The organism is Yersinia canariae, from assembly GCF_009831415.1.
Taxonomy (GTDB): Bacteria; Pseudomonadota; Gammaproteobacteria; order Enterobacterales; family Enterobacteriaceae; genus Yersinia; species Yersinia canariae.
On sequence record NZ_CP043727.1, the window covers coordinates 1,466,916 to 1,486,179 of the forward strand.

Below are 19,264 nucleotides of genomic sequence, written 5' to 3' on the forward strand. Positions count from 1 at the left end.
GGGGAATCGTGCCGTTGGGGTCGTAGCGGCTTAGGCCGCCGGAGTGCCCCTAGGTGCGGTAAACCATTCACTCACTGAGCTATCAATTGTTTTGTCATTTATCTCAAACTAGGGCCACATTAAGTGGCCCTTTTCACTAATCTATCAGATGGGAAATATCATCCGGATGAACTGATGGCGGAGACTGACGCCAACCGCGAGTCAGCCAAAGCAGATAGATAAAACCTGCCAGTAACCACAGCAAACCCACCTCCAGCGCACGCTGTTCAAGGTGAACCCACAGCCATACTGACATCACAAACCCCATCATCGGTAACAGCCCGTACTTGAACATGGCTGAAGCGCCGCGACGTTTCTCATTGAAAATAAAGTGCTTTATGACACTTAAATTCACAAAAGTGAACGCGCCGAGCGCCCCGAAACTTATCATCGACACCACTAAGTTCAGGTCAAGGAACAGCGCCAGTAGTGAGATTGTTGCCACAAATAATATGGCCCGCCAGGGTGTATGGAACTTGCGATGCAAATGGAAGAAAATTTTGCGCGGTAATACACCTTCGCGGCCCATAGCATAGAAAATGCGTGACACACTGGTCTGTGCAGTCATCGCCGAGGCATAGACCCCGGTTAGATAAGTGGCCATAAAGAAGTTATACATCCACTTACCGCCGACATGTTCGGAGATAATCAGGCTAGCAGTATCCTGATAAGGAATTAATGATTTCCAGTCTGGATAAGCCAAATGGGCGGCATAAGACACAGCAATAAAGATGGCCCCGGCGCTTATCACGGTAAACAAAATCGCGCGTGGCAGGGTGTGTTTGGCATCATGCGCTTCTTCTGCCATGGTGGCGATGGCATCAAACCCGAGGAATGCCAGGCAAAGTACGGCGGCACCGGATAATAAGCCGGACATATCACCGGCGTTGACCAGCAGCGGTTTCATTAGCGCCGCCGGGCTTAAATCCGCCTGACTGAAAGAAAGAGCAATAAAAAGTACGATAAAAATCATCTGTGCTGCAATCAGCGAGAAATTCACCGAGGTGAGCAAGCGGACCCCTAGAATATTTAACAGGCTGACACTGACAATCGACGCAATAATAAATACCGGCGCGGGAATAGCCGGAAATGCCTCGTGCAAGAAAATGCCTAAAACTAAATAATTCAGGATGGGCAGGAACAGATAATCCAAAATTTGCGCCCAACCCACCAGAAAACCAGTTTTTCCACCAAAACTACGCTGAACGTAAGAATAGGCAGAACCTGATAACGGCATGGCGTTAGTCATCCGGCAATAACTGAGGGCGGTAAACAAAATGGTGATAACAGTCACCAGATAGGCAACGGGTAAGTGCCCCTGACTTAATACGGTCACCTGTCCGTAGGTAGTAAATACGCCTAAAGGCACCATATAGGCGAGCCCGAAAGCGACCAGCGCGGGGGTTTTAAGCACTCTGCGCAACTGAATGTTTTGTGGCATTACCGTATCATCTCCTGGTGTACACAAGCACCGCTAAGCTGCATTTTTATGCAGATGTAAAACACAAAGGAGCGGATTCTGACACAAGGGGGAGCGGTTTGAAAGCCAATACCTTTTCCTCTTGATATTGCCCCGTTATTTACCATGATTATGATTCGTCCCATCCATGGGTCTTATGTCTAATTTTTAGATATTTACCACCCGAATCATTGAGTTACCCCAGTGACTCGGGATCAGGGTCACATACGTGTATCAGCCCTGATAAACCACTTTACCGCCGATTAAAGTGGATTCCACCTGAGTTTGATAAATCGTCTCCGGCGATTGCTCAAACAGATTATTTTTCAGGATAATAATATCAGCGAATTTGCCTGCTTCCAGTGAACCAATATACTGCTCTTTGGCAATCATATAAGCCGCATCAATGGTGGCAGAGCGCAAGGTTTCAATCAGAGTCAAATCCCGGTCATTATCCAGCCGAGGGCCTGCGGGGCTGCCGTCAAGATGCCAGGCACGGCGGGTCATTCCCACTTGCAGGTTGTACCATTCATCCAAGCGATCAATCGGCCAGTCACTACCATAAGAAATTCGCGCCCCTGCTTCGAGGAAACGGGCCGCCGGCTCCATATGCTGGAAACGGGTTTCGCCCAGCATTTCGCGCTCTTCATCAATTAGCACCCCTGGCAAGCCGCCCCATTGGAAAGACAGCACCGCGGTGGCCCCTAGTTTGGCAAAACGGTCATATTGATGGGCCGCAACCAGTTCATTGTGGGCTAATCCCGGTCGAATATCTTTGCCCGGCAAGGCGGCGCGCATTTGCTCCACGGCATCCAATACCATCTCGATTGCGCCATCACCCACCGTGTGAGTGTGCGGGTGCAGGCCCGCACGAGCACATTCCAAAATGACAGCATTGACCACTGGCGCAGTAAAATAGAGATCGCCATAATGATCAGTGGGTTGCCAGTCTGGATTCTCTGCCGTGCCGTGGTTGGCGCGATAAGGTTCCAGCAGTGCCGCGGTCATGGTGGGGGGCTGTAGTACGCCGTCGATAAACAGTTTTAAGTGATCGACAGCAAAACCTGGTGCCGGGGTCCATTCTTCACTTCCCCACAGGCGACCAAACTCCACGACTTCCTGTACCACGCGAGCAGCATCTTCCACCCCTTGCAGGCTATCTGGCGTCACTTCTTTTGCGCCCAGCACCCGTAGAGTCAGTTCATTGCGTTCATATAATTGACGGAAAGCCACCAATTGTTCGGTAAATACTCGGGTATCCATCACTGTCGTGACACCCTGCGCATTCAGAACTCGCTGCACATGGGCGGCAATCTGCACATTCTTTTCTGGCGTGGCGGAAGGGATGCTGTCAAAAGCCCGCATGGCTGGCGCATCTTCCAAAATACCGGTGAGTTTTCCGCGTGCATCACGGGCAATTTTGCCATCTCGTGGGACGGGGGTATTTTCATCAATACCCAATAGCTCGAGCGCGCGGCTATTGGCCGCCAGCGTATGGCAGTCATTGGAGAACAACGCGACCGGGCGACAGGTATCGAGTGAATCCAGTGCGGCTCGGCTCATGTCGGCACCAACCGGTGTCATGGCTTGGCGCTGCCACGCACGCACGGTCAGCCAGTCATTTTCGCCCTTAAAGGGGTCATTATCGAGATGCTGCTGGATAATCTCCAAAGTCTGCTCAACACTCAGTGCGGCATAATTAAGATTACAACCGATTAGCTGTTTCCCACCCCAAAACGGGTGCATATGGCTATCGATAAGACCGGGCATCATAAACTTACCTGCCAGATCAATAAGTTGAGTTTTCGGGGCGGAAAACTGGTGGATAAGCTCATCGCCACCAGTGGCCAGAATATAGCCCTGGCCTAGTGCGATTGCACTGCAAACCCGGTTATTGGCATCTGCCGTGTAAATCGTGCCGTTGTAATAGATAACATCGGCTACAGTAGATTGTTGAGTCATAATGGGCTCTCAAAAATCCCTTTCTTCCTTGATGTCGCAGCAGTCTTAGTCATCTTGCCGCAACGTCAATGACATTGGGAATGGGTGGCTCAAATAGCCATTATAGCCTGTATCTCCGGCAAAACCCGAGGTGAGATACCCGCTAAGGCTGGTGTTAAGTTAAGGGGTTTTAAGTAACTCAGTCTTTATCATGGCCGCCAGATGGCGCAATATTTCGGCTTCCGAAAAGCCCAATTCAGTTAATTGCGTCAACCCATCCAGACCACAGGTCAACCCAATCAAACGCCATGCGATATCACTGGCATTGATATCAGCGCGAAATTCATTAGTTTCTATCCCTGAGTTAATCACGTCTACCGTGGCCTGATGCCAATCGGACATTGAGGCTGCACAGGCCTCTTTAATTAGCTCATCGCGTTCGGCCAGTATGGAAATTTCATTCCATAACCGGGTTTCTCGCTGGCCCACCTCATCTTGCGGATAACCCAGCACTTGAAGCACCCGCTCATGGGCCGGTAAGTTTTGGCTGTTTATCGTAAAAGCGGCCAAAGATTGTTTCACTAACAATAGAAAAGCATCAGCGCGCAGTTGTGAAACCGACGCAAAGTGATGATGCACTTGACCAACAGCCACACCCGCTTCACTGGCGACACGGCGCACAGTGGTCGCGTTCATGCCTTCGCTGAGAGCGACACGCATCGCCGCTTGCAAAATGGTGTTATGGCGCTCTTCGCGATTCAAATAGGCCAAAGAGGCTCCTTTATCTGGCTCATGAGTATTTTGATCATTATGAGATGAATTGGACGCTAGTTCAACTTTCCGCTATTATTGCAATATTGAACGAGTGTTCAACTTTAACTTTTACCCGTCATATTTCAAGTTACAGGTGTGCTGGCCGCCTTCCTGAAACTCGAATTATTTAGGGTATATACCTTATTTGAGCGTTTTGTATGTCTAAAAAGTGGATGATTTTCTACGTTATTATTCTGATGTATCTCCCTGTTTCTATTGATGCAACTGTACTTCATGTGGCTGCACCACGGCTGGGGATCGCCTTGTCTGCCACCGGCAGTGAATTGCTGTGGATCATTGATATTTACTCACTGGTTATGGCGTGTTTATTACTCCCGATGGGGGCGCTGGGGGATCGCATCGGCTTTAAACGTCTGGCCCTATTGGGGTCGGTGCTGTTCGGGTTGGCCTCTTTGGCGGCTGCATTGGCTCCCTCAGTGGCGGCACTGATTGCCGCGCGTGCCTTTTTGGCGATTGGTGCGGCCATGATCCTACCTGCCACTTTGTCTGCGGTGCGTCATATTTTCACTGATGAGCGCGAGAGAGCATTGGCATTAGGAATTTGGGTGGCGATTGGCACCATGGGCGCGGCAATGGGGCCGTTGGTCGGCGGGCTCTTAATGGAATACTTTTATTGGGGAGCCGTATTCTTAATCAATATCCCCATTATTATTGCCGTGGTTATTGCCACGCTGGTGGTTATTCCTCATCAGCCGATGCGAACGGAACAAACATGGAAATTAGCCCCTGCGTTGGTATTGATCACCGCGATCCTCATGCTGGTCTATGCAGCTAAAACCGGGCTGCGGGGCGGGGGAGACCCATTAATGACATCCCTGTCCGCACTGTTTGGCGGTGTGATGTTGTTTGCCTTCGTGCGCCACCAATTATTGACTTCAGCCCCAATGATTGATTTTCGTCTGATAAGCCAGCGAGTTATTGCCGTCGGTATGGTCATGGCGATGACGGCGATGATAACGCTGGTGGGGTTTGAATTACTTCTGACGCAAGAATTGCAGTTTGTGTTAGGTAAAACTCCTCTGGAAGCAGGGATATTTTTGCTCCCGTTGATGATAGCCAGTGGGGTGAGCGGGCCGATATCCGGTTGGTTAGTGGCCAAACTGGGATTGCGCACTGTCGCCAGCGCCGGTATCGCTTTCAGTTCATTGAGTTTTTTGGGTCTGGCCTGGACTGATTTTGCCACTCAGACTTATTTGGCGTGGGGCTGGATGATATTGCTCGGTTTCAGTATTGAGGCTTCACTGCTTGCTTCCACGGCGGCAATTATGAGCGCAGCTCCTCCTGAAAAGGCCGGTGCCGCAGGCGCGGTTGAGGGCATGGCCTATGAACTGGGAGCCGGACTCGGGGTGGCAATTTTCGGTTTGATGCTTTCACGGGCTTATACCGCCTCTATTGTGTTGCCAGCAGATTTACCTGCTAGTTTTGTGAAGCAGGCCAGTGCTTCTATCAGCGAAACCATTCAGGTGGTGAATAGCCTTGGTGGGAATGATGCCCTGCTCAATAGTGCTAAACTTGCTTTCTCTGCTTCGCACAGTTTGGTGTTAGGCACCGCCAGCGGCCTGTTGATTCTGCTTGCCGCGGTGGTTTGGTTTGCCATGCCGGGAAAGAATGTGCCGCAGTGGGAAAAAGGCCGCCGCGACAAGGTCACGTATTAATAGTTAGAGATTAAGCTTTAAATCAGTCAGCAGTCATTACTCTTAGTAAAGTGTGTGATATACCTATTTAAGGTAGCGATTTGAGTTTTGATAGGTGGATGACGTCAAAACCGTATTCCAATCAAGAGTAAGGCTTTCTCTATGACCGCGCGGCCGTTCACAGCACAACTCGATATTGACAATTCAGCTCAACCCGTCCGGGTCTCTATCAAAGGAGATTGGGTGCTGGCGCATTACAGCGTTTTGGAACCGGCGGTGGCGCAATTTCGCGCGAATCAGCCCCAGACGGTGGCTTTTGATCTCAACCAATTGGGCGCTTTGGATACCGCCGGCGCAACTTTATTAGCGCTGTTGCTCGGCGAGGAGCGCATCAGTAACCTGCGCGAACTGGCCCCTCAACTGCCAGAAGAGCGCCGCACCCTACTGCAAACTGTCAGCCATGTTTTACCTGATTTAGCATCAGAATCATCAGAAAAACCACCGTCATTTTGGCTTGAATTATTGGCAAATACTGGCCGCTCAGTAGATAATTTATGGCAAGATATCAAGTCGTTACTGGGGTTTGTCGGCCTGACACTTGAAGCTTTATTCAGCACGGTTTTCCGCCCATCACGCTGGCGAATGACTTCATTGATTGCCAACATTCAGCAAATAGGCCTGAATGCTGTTCCCATCATTATGCTGCTGACCTTTCTGGTTGGGGCTGTTATTGCTTTCCTCGGCGCCACAGTATTAACCACTTTCGGGGCGGGTATTTTTACCGTCGATTTAGTGGTGTTTTCATTTCTGCGCGAATTTGCTGTACTGCTCACTGCCATTTTGATGGCGGGGCGCACCGCCAGTGCCTTTACTGCTGAAATCGGTCTGATGAAAGCCAATGAGGAAATTGACGCCATTCAAACCTTGGGGCTAAATCCGGTTGAATTATTAGTATTGCCACGGGTCTTGGCGCTGTTGATTTCATTACCTATGTTGACCTTTATTGGCATGGTTTGCGGTATTTTCGGCGGGATGGTGGTCTGCGCTCTGACACTCAATATTTCTCCCACCATGTTCTTGTCGATTACGCAAAACAGCAACGGATTGCAGCATTTTCTGGTGGGGATAAGCAAAGCGCCCATTTTCGCCTTCCTGATTGCCATTATTGGCTGTTTGGAGGGGTTCAAAGTCACCGGCAGTGCAGAGTCTGTCGGGGTGCATACCACCACCAGTGTGGTGCATTCAATCTTTGTGGTGATTCTGCTTGATGCCGTCGCGGCGCTGTTTTTCATGGAGATGGGATGGTGAGCCACATGACGCAAGAGCCAATTATTCAAATCCGTAATCTGGTTAACTGCTTTGGTAAACAGTGCGTGCATGAGGATCTCAATCTCGATGTACAGCGCGGCGAAATTCTTGGGGTCGTGGGCGGTTCGGGCACGGGTAAGTCGGTGTTGTTACGCAGCATTGTGGGGCTTCGCCGTCCAACTGCGGGGCAGATTCATGTGTTTGGCCAGGATTTAATGACATTGTCGGGTCAAGCTCGTTCCCAGGTTGAACGCCGATTTGGTGTATTGTTTCAGCGGGGTGCATTATTCAGCTCTCTGACTGTGACAGAAAACGTGGCTTTGCCATTAATTGAAAATGCGGGGCTGCCGCGCGGCGAGGCTGAGCGCTTGGCGCAGGTGAAACTTGCACTGGCGGGGCTACCGCCGGGGGCGGGCAGTAAATATCCGGCATCACTGTCCGGTGGGATGGTTAAACGTGTTGCTTTAGCCCGAGCACTGGCATTAGACCCTGATATTCTGTTTCTTGATGAGCCGACGGCGGGCCTTGACCCTATTGGCGCGGCGGCGTTTGACAGTTTGATCCGCACTTTGCGTGATGCGCTAAATCTGACGGTATTTTTGGTCACACACGATTTGGATACGCTCTATACCCTTTGTGACCGTGTGGCGGTGCTTTCACAAAAGAAAGTGCTGGTGGTGGACACATTGGATAATGTGGCTGCAACCGATGATGACTGGATTCAAGCGTATTTTCATGGTCCGCGTGGCCGGGCTGCTTATCAGGCTGTGGCGGCGATTAATACTGAAGAGAGGTTGTAAATGGAAACCCGTGCTCACCATGTCGTCATTGGTTTGTTCACTCTCATTGTGGTCAGTGCCGCACTGTTATTCTGCTTATGGCTGACAAATGCGGGTTCTAACCGCCAGTTCAAGCTATATGATATTGTTTTTAATGAACCGGTGAGTGGCCTGTCTCAGGGGAGTATCGTGCAGTACAGTGGCATTCGGGTCGGCGAGGTGACTCAACTGCGTTTGGACAGCGAAGACCCCAATAAGGTTTGGGCGCGTATCCGCGTGTCAGCATCCACGCCAATTCGCGAGGATACGCAGGCCCGGCTGACGGTAGCGGGCATCACCGGCACCTCGAATATTCAATTTAGCAGCAGCACCCCGTCAAGCCCGTTATTAGAGGGCAAAGATGGCGAGATCCCGATTATTATTGCCACTCCGTCACCTATGAGCCAATTACTGGCAAATGGTGAGAATTTCATGAGCAATGCTAATGATGTGCTGATGCGTTTGAATCAATTGCTGGCACCAGATAATCAGCAGCGGCTTATCACAACATTGGATAATATTGCGCTTGTCAGCCAAACCGTTGCCGACCAACGCCAAGATATTCGTACCATGTTGCAGCAGTTGGCGCAGGCCAGTAAACAAGCCAATGAGACACTGACACAAACGAATCGCTTGCTGCGCAATGCCAATGGATTGATGGACGGGCAGGGTAAACAACTGGTTAATGATGCCGCCAAGACTATGGCATCGTTGCAAAATACCAGCATTATCCTCAATAAATTGGTGAGTGAAAATCAGACTTCACTCAATAATGGTATGCAAGGAATGAATGAGTTGGGGCCAGCCGTTGATGAGTTGCGTAGAACATTAGCGACATTGCGTGCCGCTGTTTCCCGTTTGGAAGAAAATCCTGCGGCGCTGCTGCGGGGCCGTGAAAGAACACAGGAGTTTACGCCTCGATGATATCTCTGAAGTTAATGCACTGTGCCCGCCGTCGTGTCGGGCTGTTGATGTTATCCGCGCTGGCTATGTTGTTGTCAGCTTGCACTATTTTACCCAGTGCGCCGCTATCACAGGTTTATTTGCTGCCCGTGCCCCCAGCGGCAAATGCCCCGCGCACACAGACCGTCAATTGGTCACTGCGGGTTTCGCAACCGGCAACCAATCAGTTTATCAATAGCTCTCGTATTGCTGTTCAGCCCGAAGGGCAGGAAATTGCGGTCTATAAAAATTCGCGCTGGACAGACCCTGCCCCTATTTTGCTGCGTAATCGCCTGATTCAGGAGTTCCGCACTGATGGCCGCATTCCTGCGGTTAGCAGTGATGATGACAGCCTTCAAGCTGATGTTGAGTTGAGTGGTGACTTATCGGCATTTCAGGGGGTATATCAAGCAGGGAGCAGCGAGGTGTTGATTCGTTTCGATGCCCGTCTGGTAAGGATTTCAGATCGTAGAATTATCGCTACCCGCCACTTTGAAGTTCGGCAACCCATTAAGGGGGCGGAGATGAGTGAAGTGGTTGAGGCTTTTGGCTTAGCAAACAATCAGTTGGCCTCACAGGTACTGAACTGGACACTGCAACAGTCTCCTCAGTGAGGGGCTGTTGTTCATCTAACGGTGAAATGCATGACCCAAGACGGCCATGACATGCGGCGGTTAAATTAGATACCACCGTTAAAGTTGCGCCACAATATTTACGTTGTGAGCGGCATAATCTGCGTAGGTTATTTAAATAATCTATTTTATTTGAGGCGAGATTGTCTGTTCATCTCGCCTTATTTGACTAAACGGTATTGATCAATAACAGTCCTGATATTGATCAAATGTCAGGTTAAGTAAAGTTCGACAGTTATATTGACTGAGTAATTATAAACTTTTGCAAATTAACTGACGGGTGTTGCGGAAATATATCTTATATCAAATAAGAGTTGATTTTATGTTTCATAATGTTCGACTATTGTTCTATGAATTGAGCAAAAGGGAATCATTATGCTTTGGAAAAATACCAAGGAGCAGTTTGGGCGCATCACTATAAGTATCCACTGGCTGGTCGCATTAACTGTATATGCGCTGTTTGCTCTAGGATTATGGATGGTGACTTTAGGCTATTATGATGGCTGGTATCATCAAGCCCCTGAAATACATAAAAGTATCGGCTGTATACTTTTCGCTGTGATGTTATTTCGGGTGGTTTGGCGCTTTATTTCGCCGCCGCCAAAGCCATTATCAAATTATAGTCGTTTTACACGAGTTAGTGCGCTATTGGCGCATCTGATTTTATATATCGTTTTATTTTTGATTATGTTCAGCGGTTATTTGATCTCAACAGCTGATGGGCAACCTATCAATGTATTTGGCTTGTTTAGTGTTCCGGCAACATTAACAAACTTACCGGACCAGGCAGATACTGCCGGGACAGTGCATCTTTATCTGGCTTGGGCTGTCGTAGTGCTTTCACTATTACATGGGCTGGCCGCGATTAAGCACCATTTTATTGATGGTGATATTACCCTTAAACGGATGCTGGGACGTAGCACCGACTAACCAACTGTATTATGGAGAATTAAGCATGTTTAATAAGACCCTGTTGGGCCTGACTGTAGGCGCACTGATGTTTACCGCAGGTAGTGCCGTAGCCGCCGAATATAAAATTGATAAAGAAGGTCAACATGCCTTTATCGAATTCCGGATTAAACACTTAGGCTATAGCTGGTTATATGGCAGTTTTAACGACTTTGATGGCTCTTTCACTTTTGATGAGAAAGATCCCGCCGCAGATAAAGTGAAAGTGGTTATCAATACAAATAGTGTAGATACCAATCATGCTGAGCGTGATAAACACCTGCGCAGTAAAGAATTCTTGAACGTCAGTAAATTCCCACAGGCGACGTTTGAGTCGACTGAGGTGAAGAAAAATGCTGAAGGTTATACAGTCGTGGGTAATTTAACATTAAATGGCGTAACCAAGCCCGTGACGTTAGAAAGTAAACTAACCGGCCAGGGTAATGATCCATGGGGTGGCTATCGCGCCGGTTTTGAAGCTAATGGTAATATTAAGCTGAAAGACTTTAATATCACCACTGACTTAGGCCCTGCATCACAGGAAGTCGAGCTGATTCTGTCAGTCGAAGGTGTTCAGGCTAAATAATATCTGTATTTTATTTAAAGGAGCCTTTGGCTCCTTTTTGAACACTTATATTCAATAATCGTTATTAAGCATTGAATGAGCTAAAAAAAGGCCCATTACTGACCGAGTCTCTGATGATCAGATCAGATTGGAATATATTTTCATTTGATAAATATCCGCCATCCAGCATTGAAACTAACCGATTAATGACTTCATTTATCATACCACTGACGGGATCTTTGATACTGGATAATGGAGGCAATAGGAAAGGCGCAATAGGGATATTATCAAACCCAATAATAGAAATATCGCCAGGAACTTTTAATCCGACTTCATTTAGTCTTTTCATTGCACCAATGGCCATATCATCATTACTGGCGATAATTGCGCTGAAGGAGGATGGGTTGGTTAATAATGATTCTACCGCAGTTGCCCCACTTGCCGCTGTCCATTTTCCTTGCACAATAAGATTATCTTGAGCAGGTAGAGAAAATGCGGCCAATGCTGCTTTATACCCGGAGAGGCGCTCAATCGCGGTCGGGGAGTCAAGCGAACCGGTAATAAAAGCGATATCCCGATGACCTCGCTCAATAAGGTATTTAGTCGCATTATAACTGGAGCCTTTATGGTCACAGAAAATACAGTGGCTATGATTTTTTCGCAGCTTTCTGTTAACCACCATAATCGGCTGTTTATATTTATCAATAATAAGATCCATGGCATCAACCGTTAAAAAGCGGGGATAAATTATTATTGCATCACAGCGTAAATCGAGCAGAAACTGAATAGCTTCTTGTTCCTCTTTAGCACTGTGTTTCCCGTCAACCAGCACTAACTGACGGCCATTATTCTCTAATTTCTGTGCGGCTTGAGACAGTATTTCATTGAAATAACTGCCGTTATACAGAGTATTGGTCACTACCAAGCCAATGCATTCAGATTTATTTGTTGCCAGATTTCTCGCCAGCAAATTTGGCCGATACCCAGTCTCTTCAATTGCTTTAAAGACCTGCTCCTTAGTCGCATCACTGACATAGCCTTTGCCCGACAAAACACGCGAAACAGTGGCTTTTGAAACACCGGCTTTCTTTGCCACTTCTTGCATTGTAGACATAGGCCCTTCCTGACACGTTGAAATTACTGTCATTCTATACTCTCGGCCCTGAAATTGCAGGGGTGTTGGTTGCATTCGTGATTCGGCCTATTTGTCGAGTGCATCAGTTTGCCGCAATTTGGATGTCGATCACCATCACGGAATGGAAATAAAATAAATTCATATCTTGAATTCTACCTCATATTTTAAGACTCTCATGTGGAACCGGTTACCTATTTATCTGGAAACGACCAAAGACAATACATTTCCAGTCAGTAACTCATTTATAACTATATGAATATGATAGCTAATTGCACACTTTTGCAGGCGAAGTTGTTTTTCCTTCACTCAATACAAGAGTCCACTTAGCTCGACGTGCGCCATTATGGGGAATTGTTACTCATGTCTAAAAATTATGCGGCACTATCACAACAGATCGTCGATGCTATTGGTGGTGCCAATAATATCGGAGCTATAACCCACTGCATGACGCGTTTACGTTTTGTACTCAATGACGAAAATGCGGTTAATTTAGCCCAATTAAAGGCGACTAAAGGTGTGTTGGGGGTGGTACATAGTGAAAACCAGTGTCAGGTGATTATTGGCAATAATGTGGGTTATGCCTATGCTGAAGTGATCAAACTGCTGCCTGAAGGCGTATTACCGACCAACGCACTGCCCCAGAAAAATAAAATCACTTTAAAACGGATTGGGGCAGGGATACTGGATGCATTAATTGGCACCATGTCACCTTTGATCCCCGCCATCATTGGCGGCTCCATGGTGAAATTGTTGGCGATGATACTGGATATGACCGGTATTTTCGGCAAAGGCTCATCGACTCTCATTATTCTAAATGTGATTGGTGACGGGGCTTTCTTCTTCCTGCCAGTCATGGTGGCGGCTTCTGCGGCGATAAAATTCAAAACCAATATGTCACTCGCGATTGCCATTGCCGGGGTATTGGTTCACCCAGCCTTTATTGATTTGATGGCAAAAGCTGCGCAAGGCCAACATGTTGAATTTATGGGTGTAACTGTCACTGCGGTGAAATACACCTATACCGTAATCCCCGCACTGTGTATGACCTGGCTGCTATCCTATATTGAGCGGTGGGTTGATCGCATTACACCAGCGGTGACTAAAAACTTCCTGAAACCTATGCTGATTGTGCTGATTTCCGCGCCTATTGCCATTATGTTTATTGGGCCATTGGGCGTCTGGATTGGTAGTGGTATCTCTGCTTTGGTGTACACCGTGCATGATTATCTGGGCTGGCTTTCTGTGGCGATTATGGGCGCACTTTGGCCATTATTAGTTATGACCGGCATGCACCGTGTTTTTACCCCCACGATTATTCAAACTATTGCCGAAACTGGGAAAGAGGGCATGGTTATGCCGTCAGAAATTGGAGCGAATCTATCACTGGGTGGCTCATCTTTGGCGGTCGCCTGGCGCACCAAAAACCCAGAATTACGCCAAACGGCCTTGGCAGCAGCGGCTTCCGCGATTGTGGCCGGTATCTCTGAACCGGCACTTTATGGTGTTGCATTGCGGCTCAAACGCCCACTGATCGCCAGCCTTATCAGTGGGTTTATTTGTGGCGCGGTGGCGGGAATCGGTGGATTAGCCAGCCATTCAATGGCGTCTCCGGGGTTGTTTACCAGTGTCCAGTTCTTCGACCCGGCAAATCCAATGAGTATTGTTTGGGTGTTTGGCGTCATGGTTTTGGCGATAGTCATTTCTTTTGTGACGACACTCTTATTGGGATTTGAAGATATTCCTGTTGAAGACAGTGTCGGTGATAGCGCCGACTCAAATGTTTCGCACAGTGCAGTAAAAATTAACTAAATAAAGAGGTATTAAATGCCAGCATCAACATTTCCTGACGGTTTCTTATGGGGCGGCGCATTAGCCGCAAACCAGGCCGAAGGCGCTTGCTTTGAAGGTGGAAAAGGGCTGACAACGGTGGATATGATCCCTCATGGGCCACACCGTTTAGCCGTGAAGTTAGGGCAAGAAAAGCGTTTTACTTTAAGAGAAAACGAGTTTTACCCTAGCCATCAAGCGATTGATTTTTATCATCATTATAAAGACGATATTGCATTAATGGCTGAAATGGGGTTTACCGTATTTCGCACATCAATAGCATGGAGCCGTATTTACCCTAATGGCGATGAAATGACCCCTAACGCGGAGGGTATTGCTTTTTATCGCGACCTTTTTAATGAGTGCAAAAAGTACAATATTGAGCCGTTGGTAACCTTATGCCACTTTGATGTTCCTATGCATCTGGTGACGGAGTATGGCTCGTGGCGTAGCCGAAAAATGGTTGAGTTTTTCACGCGTTATGCCCGAACATGTTTTGAAGCTTTTGATGGTTTGGTGAAGTATTGGCTGACATTTAATGAGATTAATATCTTGCTGCATAGCCCATTCTCTGGGGCGGGTTTAGCGTTTGAAGCGGATGAAAATCAGGAACAGGTAAAATATCAAGCGGCTCACCACGAACTGCTCGCCAGTGCATTAGCAACGAAAATTGCACATGAGATCAATCCTGAGAACCAGGTCGGTTGCATGCTGGCGGGAGGGAGTTTTTACCCGCGCACCTGCAAACCTGAGGATGTCTGGGCGGCGCTGGAAAAAGACCGCGAAAATCTATTTTTCATTGATGTACAGGCCCGTGGGGCTTACCCCGCTTATACAAAACGCCTTTTCAGAGAGAAAGGTATTTCAATTACCACGCACGAGGAAGACAACGATATTCTCAAACATACCGTCGATTTTGTCTCCTTTAGTTATTACGCTTCACGCTGTGCTTCGGCGGATATGAATGAACATAACAGCAGTGCGGCGAATATCGTAAAATCCTTGAAAAATCCGCATATTCAGGCCAGTGAGTGGGGGTGGGGCATTGACCCTCTGGGTCTGCGCATCACCATGAATATGATGTATGACCGCTATCAGAAACCACTTTTCTTAGTTGAAAATGGGCTGGGGGCCAAGGATGAAATTAACTCTCAGGGTGAAATTGACGACGATTACCGCATTAGCTATTTACGCGAACATATTAAAGCAATGGCAGATGCTATCGATGATGGTATTCCGGTTATTGGATATACCTCATGGGGATGCATTGATTTAGTTTCCGCTTCTACTGGGGAAATGAGTAAGCGCTACGGGTTTGTATATGTTGACCGCGATGATCTTGGCAATGGCTCCTTAGCTCGCAAGAAAAAGAAATCTTTCTATTGGTATAAAAAAGTCATTGCCAGTAATGGCGCTGATTTGAGTTAAATAATTCGCCGGGAATGGCGTGTAGGGCTTATATTCCCGGCGAGTCATATTATTCGCGTCTTGCTGTAGTTTTATCTTATATTTATGGTGTATCACTCGGCACGATCGCGTGTCGAGCCTTTCTTCAAGTTGAGCATAAAATCCATAAATGCCGTCCGCAATGGGGCAAATATCGGGTGTTTGCGATTTTCCATCATTGTTTCTGAAAACAGTTTCAGACCTAATGCAAATGCAGCTGTTTTCTCATTACCGAAGCCCAGATCTTCACGCGCCTGTAGCCGCTCGATGATGCCGAGGATCTCATCGTGATTCTCGACTTCGAATGTTACCGGTGCCTTATTAATGGGTTCACCTTTGCGGTCGGTCAGCGGCTCGATAGTGATTCGATAACGGTAACCAGGCATTATTTTTTCTCCGGTTCATGAGTTTCAGCCGTTTTGGGCGCTAACTCTTTTTCAATAGCCTCGACGGCCGTCAGTAGGGCTGCATTAATGTTCTCAACCTGCTCTGGTGTCACATCCGAGCGCATCATACTGCTGCGTAGAATATGACGTAAACGGTGCATTACATCGGAAATACCTTCAGCCATATTGCCTTCAGGGCGGCGGTTTACCTGGGCCAGACGCGAAAAAATAACATCAACCATTTGTTGGTTTTGCTGTAATTCGGCTTTACCAGCATCTGTAATTTGGTAACTTTTACGGCCATTACCTGTCGCTACTGGGGTAACAAAATCCTGCTCTTCTAATAAGGTTAATGTTGGGTAGATAACACCTGGACTTGGCACATATAAACCTGAAGACGCCTCTTCGATAGCTTTAATCAGCTCGTAGCCATGGCTGGGCTTTTTATCAAGCAGCGCCAACAGCACAACGCGCAAATCACCATGTTCAAACAGGCGATGCATTTTTTCACCACGCCCGCGCCTGCCGCCTCTTGCGGCTTCAACAGCTTCACCTGCCATATGGTGGCGGCCACCGCGATGCATTCTTTCGCCACAGCGGCGTTCCCCTTCATGGTGACCTTCACCACAACGATGACCCCGTTTTGAAAAACCAAACATAGTAAATCTCCTTTAGATATATCGAAATTAGCAAGGGCGGATGCAAAAAAAGATATATCTAAATGTACTGTTCTTTAAATTGATAGGGAGAGAATTTTTGCACAGGGAGACGAAATGGGGCGGTATGATAGGTGTCACTGCAAATAGCCCCTTGCTCTGCAAACGGCACCGGCAAGGGGAAAAGTCGCTGTTTAAGCTATTAGCTTTTTTTCACAAACTCAGATTTCAGCTTCATTGGGCCAAACCCATCAATTTTACAATCGATATTGTGGTCACCTTCAACCAGGCGGATGCTCTTCACTTTGGTGCCGATTTTCAGAGTTGAAGAGCTACCTTTGACTTTCAGATCCTTAACAACAGTTACCGCGTCACCGTCAGCCAATAAATTGCCATTGGCATCACGTACCACCAGGCCTTCTTCAGTTGCTGCGGCATCACTATTTGCCGACCACTCATGACCACATTCTGGGCAATTCAGTTTTTCTTCTTCCTGCCATGTATATTCAGAATTGCATTTTGGACAGTTTGGTAAACCCATCACGCTAACCTCTTGAAATTAAAATTAATAAATATAAAAAAGTGATAAATAACAGACTACTGTATTGATGTTCACCTATTTTACACTTTTTATCACATTAAAGGATAGTCAGACTGTGATTGAAGTCAGCAAAGGGCATTTTGTATTACCACGACATTATATTCCTATCGTGCTGTATATTATGGGTTTTTATAGTTTTGCGCATGTAGAGATGATTGGTTCGATTAAAGCGATTTTATGAGAAGAAGAGATATTAATCTGTAGATTCGACCAGCGCCTTTATTTTCTGATTAGGTCTTAATAATAAGATAATGGTGTCAATTTTGGTGGCCAAATTCAGCTACTACAAAGTCAATAAAGCTGCGCAATTTAGGTGTTGGTCGCCGATGTGCGGCAAATAGAATATGCATCTGGCGGGAAGGTGCCTCATAGCCGGCCAGCACTTGCACCAGTTGCCCGGACGCCAGATAGTTTTTCAAGACAACCTCTGCACCGAGAATAATCCCCCCGTCATTCAATGCTGCTGAGAGTAGCGCCGTTGCATCATTTACCTGCAAACGCCCATTAACCTGAACAGCATGGAGCTGCCCATCTTTAGTAAAATGCCAGCCGCGTTCGGGAGGATTGGACCAGTAGGTAAAACCGAGGCATTCATGCGTTGTAAGGTCTTCGGGAACTAATGGTAACCCGCGGGCGGACAAATACTGAGGTGATGCGCAAGCTATCAGGCGATAAGGTGCCAGCGAACGCGCGATGAGTGACGAGTCTTTGAGGGCACCAAGACGAATGACAGCTTCATAACCCTCATCAATGAGGTCAACAAACCTATCATTGAGAGTTAAATCAACATGGACTTGCGGATACTCGCGTAGATAACGGGTAATCAGCGGTGCCAGGCTATAAGCACCAAAGGTCACGGGGGCGTTGATGCGCAGGCGGCCACGGGGCGTGGCACTCAGTTCATAAGCAATAGATTCCGCAGCTTCGGCCTCAGCTAACACAATTTTGCATCGCTCATAAAACAATGTGCCGATTTCCGTCAGACTTTGCTTACGCGTTGTACGGTTGAGGAGGCGTGTGCCCAAGCGATTTTCCAGGAAGGCGACATGCTTTCCTGCCATTTGCGACGACATATTGAGCTGTTCACTCGCAGTGGCGAGTGATCCACAGTCAACCACTTTGATAAATACCGCCATGCTATGTAGTCGATCCATTATTCGCAACCTATGGTTTCTAAATTCGCAATTGAATGAGTATTTATCATCTTTTGATTGGTAATTATAGTGAGTAAGTTCAATTTGCTACCGACAACAAGAGAGTATTGACATGAAAATTGGAATTATTGGCGCAGGATTTATTGGGCGTGCTGTTGCAGAATTGGCTGTGCGTCACGGCCATCACGTGATGATCAGTAATTCGCGAGGCCCGGAAACGTTACACAGTCTTGCGAGTGCCGTTGGATGTGAGATTGGCACCGCTGAGGAGTCGGCTGAATTTGGTGAGATTGTCTTAATTGCGATTCCACTGAAAAATTACCGTTCTGTGCCCGTGGCAGCTTTGGCGGGTAAAGTCGTGCTCGATGCGAATAATTACTATCCTGAACGGGATGGGCAGATTGTCGAACTGGATACTCACCAGACCACAACCAGTGAGTTATTAGCACAACATTTGCCTACATCGAAAATTGTTAAAGCTTTCAATTCGATACGCGTAAAGGAGCTAGAAGTGGATGGTCAACTAGCAGGGACACCAAATAGACGCGCTCTCCCCATTGCAGGGGATGATGCCGAGGCTAAACAACAGGTTAGTCATCTGCTAGACCAATTCGGTTTCGATACTTTAGATGCCGGGCCGTTAGCTCAGGGCCGGTTATTCGAACGCGGTACTGCGCCATATTGTGTCCGCTATACTTTACCCGCATTGAAACAAGCATTAGCTATTTAGTCATTAACTGACTTATGGGCAATGCCCTTAATCGGCTTTGTTGAATCAATCGGTTATAGATAAAAGCCCCCTGGCCGCCATTGTCTCAGGCAATCCGCACACTTTCGGCCGCCGAGTGTTGATTGTCTGGAGGCTTTGCGGTCAAAGGGTTTTTGGTGTGTCGTGGTGTGTCGTGGTGTTGCGAGGTAATGCTGTAATGGTGTCCCGAC

18 protein-coding genes are annotated in these 19,264 nt (G+C 47.6%); 10 read left to right on the forward strand and 8 right to left on the reverse strand.

Going from position 1 to position 19,264, the window contains the following annotated elements:
- Positions 1–136 precede the first annotated feature (136 nt).
- From F0T03_RS06910 to F0T03_RS06920, 3 genes are all read right to left on the reverse strand, one after another.
- Positions 137–1,480 carry an APC family permease gene (locus F0T03_RS06910; protein ID WP_145554718.1) on the reverse strand — a complete coding sequence of 448 codons (1,344 nt, stop codon included), beginning with the start codon at positions 1,478–1,480 and terminating at the stop codon, positions 137–139.
- A gap of 252 nt (positions 1,481–1,732) precedes the next feature.
- On the reverse strand, positions 1,733–3,460 hold the full coding sequence (locus F0T03_RS06915) for an amidohydrolase (protein ID WP_159677551.1): 1,728 nt from the start codon (positions 3,458–3,460) through the stop codon (positions 1,733–1,735).
- A gap of 159 nt (positions 3,461–3,619) precedes the next feature.
- Positions 3,620–4,210 (reverse strand): TetR family transcriptional regulator, encoded by a 591-nt coding sequence (locus F0T03_RS06920; RefSeq protein WP_145554720.1) that lies wholly within the window; start codon positions 4,208–4,210, stop codon positions 3,620–3,622.
- Between the two features lie 200 nt (positions 4,211–4,410).
- On the opposite strand from F0T03_RS06920, the gene F0T03_RS06925 reads away from it, so the two are divergent.
- From F0T03_RS06925 to F0T03_RS06955, 7 genes are all read left to right on the forward strand, one after another.
- On the forward strand, positions 4,411–5,928 hold the full coding sequence (locus F0T03_RS06925; protein ID WP_159677552.1) for an MFS transporter: 1,518 nt from the start codon (positions 4,411–4,413) through the stop codon (positions 5,926–5,928).
- A gap of 141 nt (positions 5,929–6,069) precedes the next feature.
- Positions 6,070–7,215 carry an MlaE family ABC transporter permease gene (locus F0T03_RS06930; protein WP_159677553.1) on the forward strand — a complete coding sequence of 382 codons (1,146 nt, stop codon included), beginning with the start codon at positions 6,070–6,072 and terminating at the stop codon, positions 7,213–7,215.
- Positions 7,209–8,015 carry an ABC transporter ATP-binding protein gene (locus F0T03_RS06935; protein WP_162526899.1) on the forward strand — a complete coding sequence of 269 codons (807 nt, stop codon included), beginning with the start codon at positions 7,209–7,211 and terminating at the stop codon, positions 8,013–8,015. The genes F0T03_RS06930 and F0T03_RS06935 overlap by 7 nt, the downstream gene beginning before the upstream one ends.
- A complete protein-coding gene (locus F0T03_RS06940) occupies positions 8,016–8,957 on the forward strand; it encodes an MlaD family protein (protein WP_145554723.1) in 942 nt (313 codons plus the stop codon).
- Positions 8,954–9,589, forward strand: coding sequence for an ABC-type transport auxiliary lipoprotein family protein (locus F0T03_RS06945; protein ID WP_159677554.1), 636 nt, complete (start codon positions 8,954–8,956; stop codon positions 9,587–9,589). Before F0T03_RS06940 ends, F0T03_RS06945 begins: the two co-directional genes overlap by 4 nt.
- Before the next feature lie 393 nt (positions 9,590–9,982).
- On the forward strand, positions 9,983–10,537 hold the full coding sequence (locus tag F0T03_RS06950) for a cytochrome b (RefSeq protein ID WP_159677555.1): 555 nt from the start codon (positions 9,983–9,985) through the stop codon (positions 10,535–10,537).
- A gap of 25 nt (positions 10,538–10,562) precedes the next feature.
- Positions 10,563–11,141, forward strand: a complete 579-nt coding sequence (locus F0T03_RS06955; protein WP_145562449.1) for a YceI family protein — start codon at positions 10,563–10,565, stop codon at positions 11,139–11,141.
- Positions 11,142–11,205: 64 nt separating this feature from the next.
- On the opposite strand, the gene F0T03_RS06960 is transcribed toward F0T03_RS06955, so the two are convergent.
- Positions 11,206–12,234, reverse strand: a complete 1,029-nt coding sequence (locus F0T03_RS06960) for a LacI family DNA-binding transcriptional regulator (protein WP_159677556.1) — start codon at positions 12,232–12,234, stop codon at positions 11,206–11,208.
- A 381-nt stretch (positions 12,235–12,615) separates the two neighbouring features.
- On the opposite strand from F0T03_RS06960, the gene ascF reads away from it, so the two are divergent.
- The gene (gene ascF / locus F0T03_RS06965; RefSeq protein WP_162526900.1) at positions 12,616–14,064 is read left to right on the forward strand and encodes a PTS cellobiose/arbutin/salicin transporter subunit IIBC; all 1,449 of its coding nucleotides are present in this window, start codon (positions 12,616–12,618) and stop codon (positions 14,062–14,064) included.
- A 15-nt stretch (positions 14,065–14,079) separates the two neighbouring features.
- The gene (locus tag F0T03_RS06970) at positions 14,080–15,510 is read left to right on the forward strand and encodes a 6-phospho-beta-glucosidase (RefSeq protein WP_159677558.1); all 1,431 of its coding nucleotides are present in this window, start codon (positions 14,080–14,082) and stop codon (positions 15,508–15,510) included.
- A 92-nt stretch (positions 15,511–15,602) separates the two neighbouring features.
- On the opposite strand, the gene F0T03_RS06975 is transcribed toward F0T03_RS06970, so the two are convergent.
- The 4 genes from F0T03_RS06975 to F0T03_RS06990 form a co-directional block, all read right to left on the reverse strand.
- Positions 15,603–15,914, reverse strand: coding sequence for a DUF3861 domain-containing protein (locus F0T03_RS06975; protein WP_159677559.1), 312 nt, complete (start codon positions 15,912–15,914; stop codon positions 15,603–15,605).
- Positions 15,914–16,573, reverse strand: coding sequence for a PadR family transcriptional regulator (locus F0T03_RS06980; RefSeq protein ID WP_145554731.1), 660 nt, complete (start codon positions 16,571–16,573; stop codon positions 15,914–15,916). The genes F0T03_RS06975 and F0T03_RS06980 overlap by 1 nt, the downstream gene beginning before the upstream one ends.
- Before the next feature lie 199 nt (positions 16,574–16,772).
- Positions 16,773–17,114: a zinc ribbon domain-containing protein YjdM gene (locus F0T03_RS06985; protein WP_162526901.1), complete on the reverse strand. Its 342-nt coding sequence runs from the start codon at positions 17,112–17,114 to the stop codon at positions 16,773–16,775.
- Between the two features lie 314 nt (positions 17,115–17,428).
- Positions 17,429–18,325 (reverse strand): LysR family transcriptional regulator, encoded by an 897-nt coding sequence (locus tag F0T03_RS06990; protein WP_159677560.1) that lies wholly within the window; start codon positions 18,323–18,325, stop codon positions 17,429–17,431.
- A gap of 82 nt (positions 18,326–18,407) precedes the next feature.
- Between F0T03_RS06990 and F0T03_RS06995 the strand changes: the two genes are divergently transcribed.
- Positions 18,408–19,055, forward strand: a complete 648-nt coding sequence (locus tag F0T03_RS06995) for an NADPH-dependent F420 reductase (RefSeq protein WP_281347279.1) — start codon at positions 18,408–18,410, stop codon at positions 19,053–19,055.
- Positions 19,056–19,264: the final 209 nt, after the last annotated feature.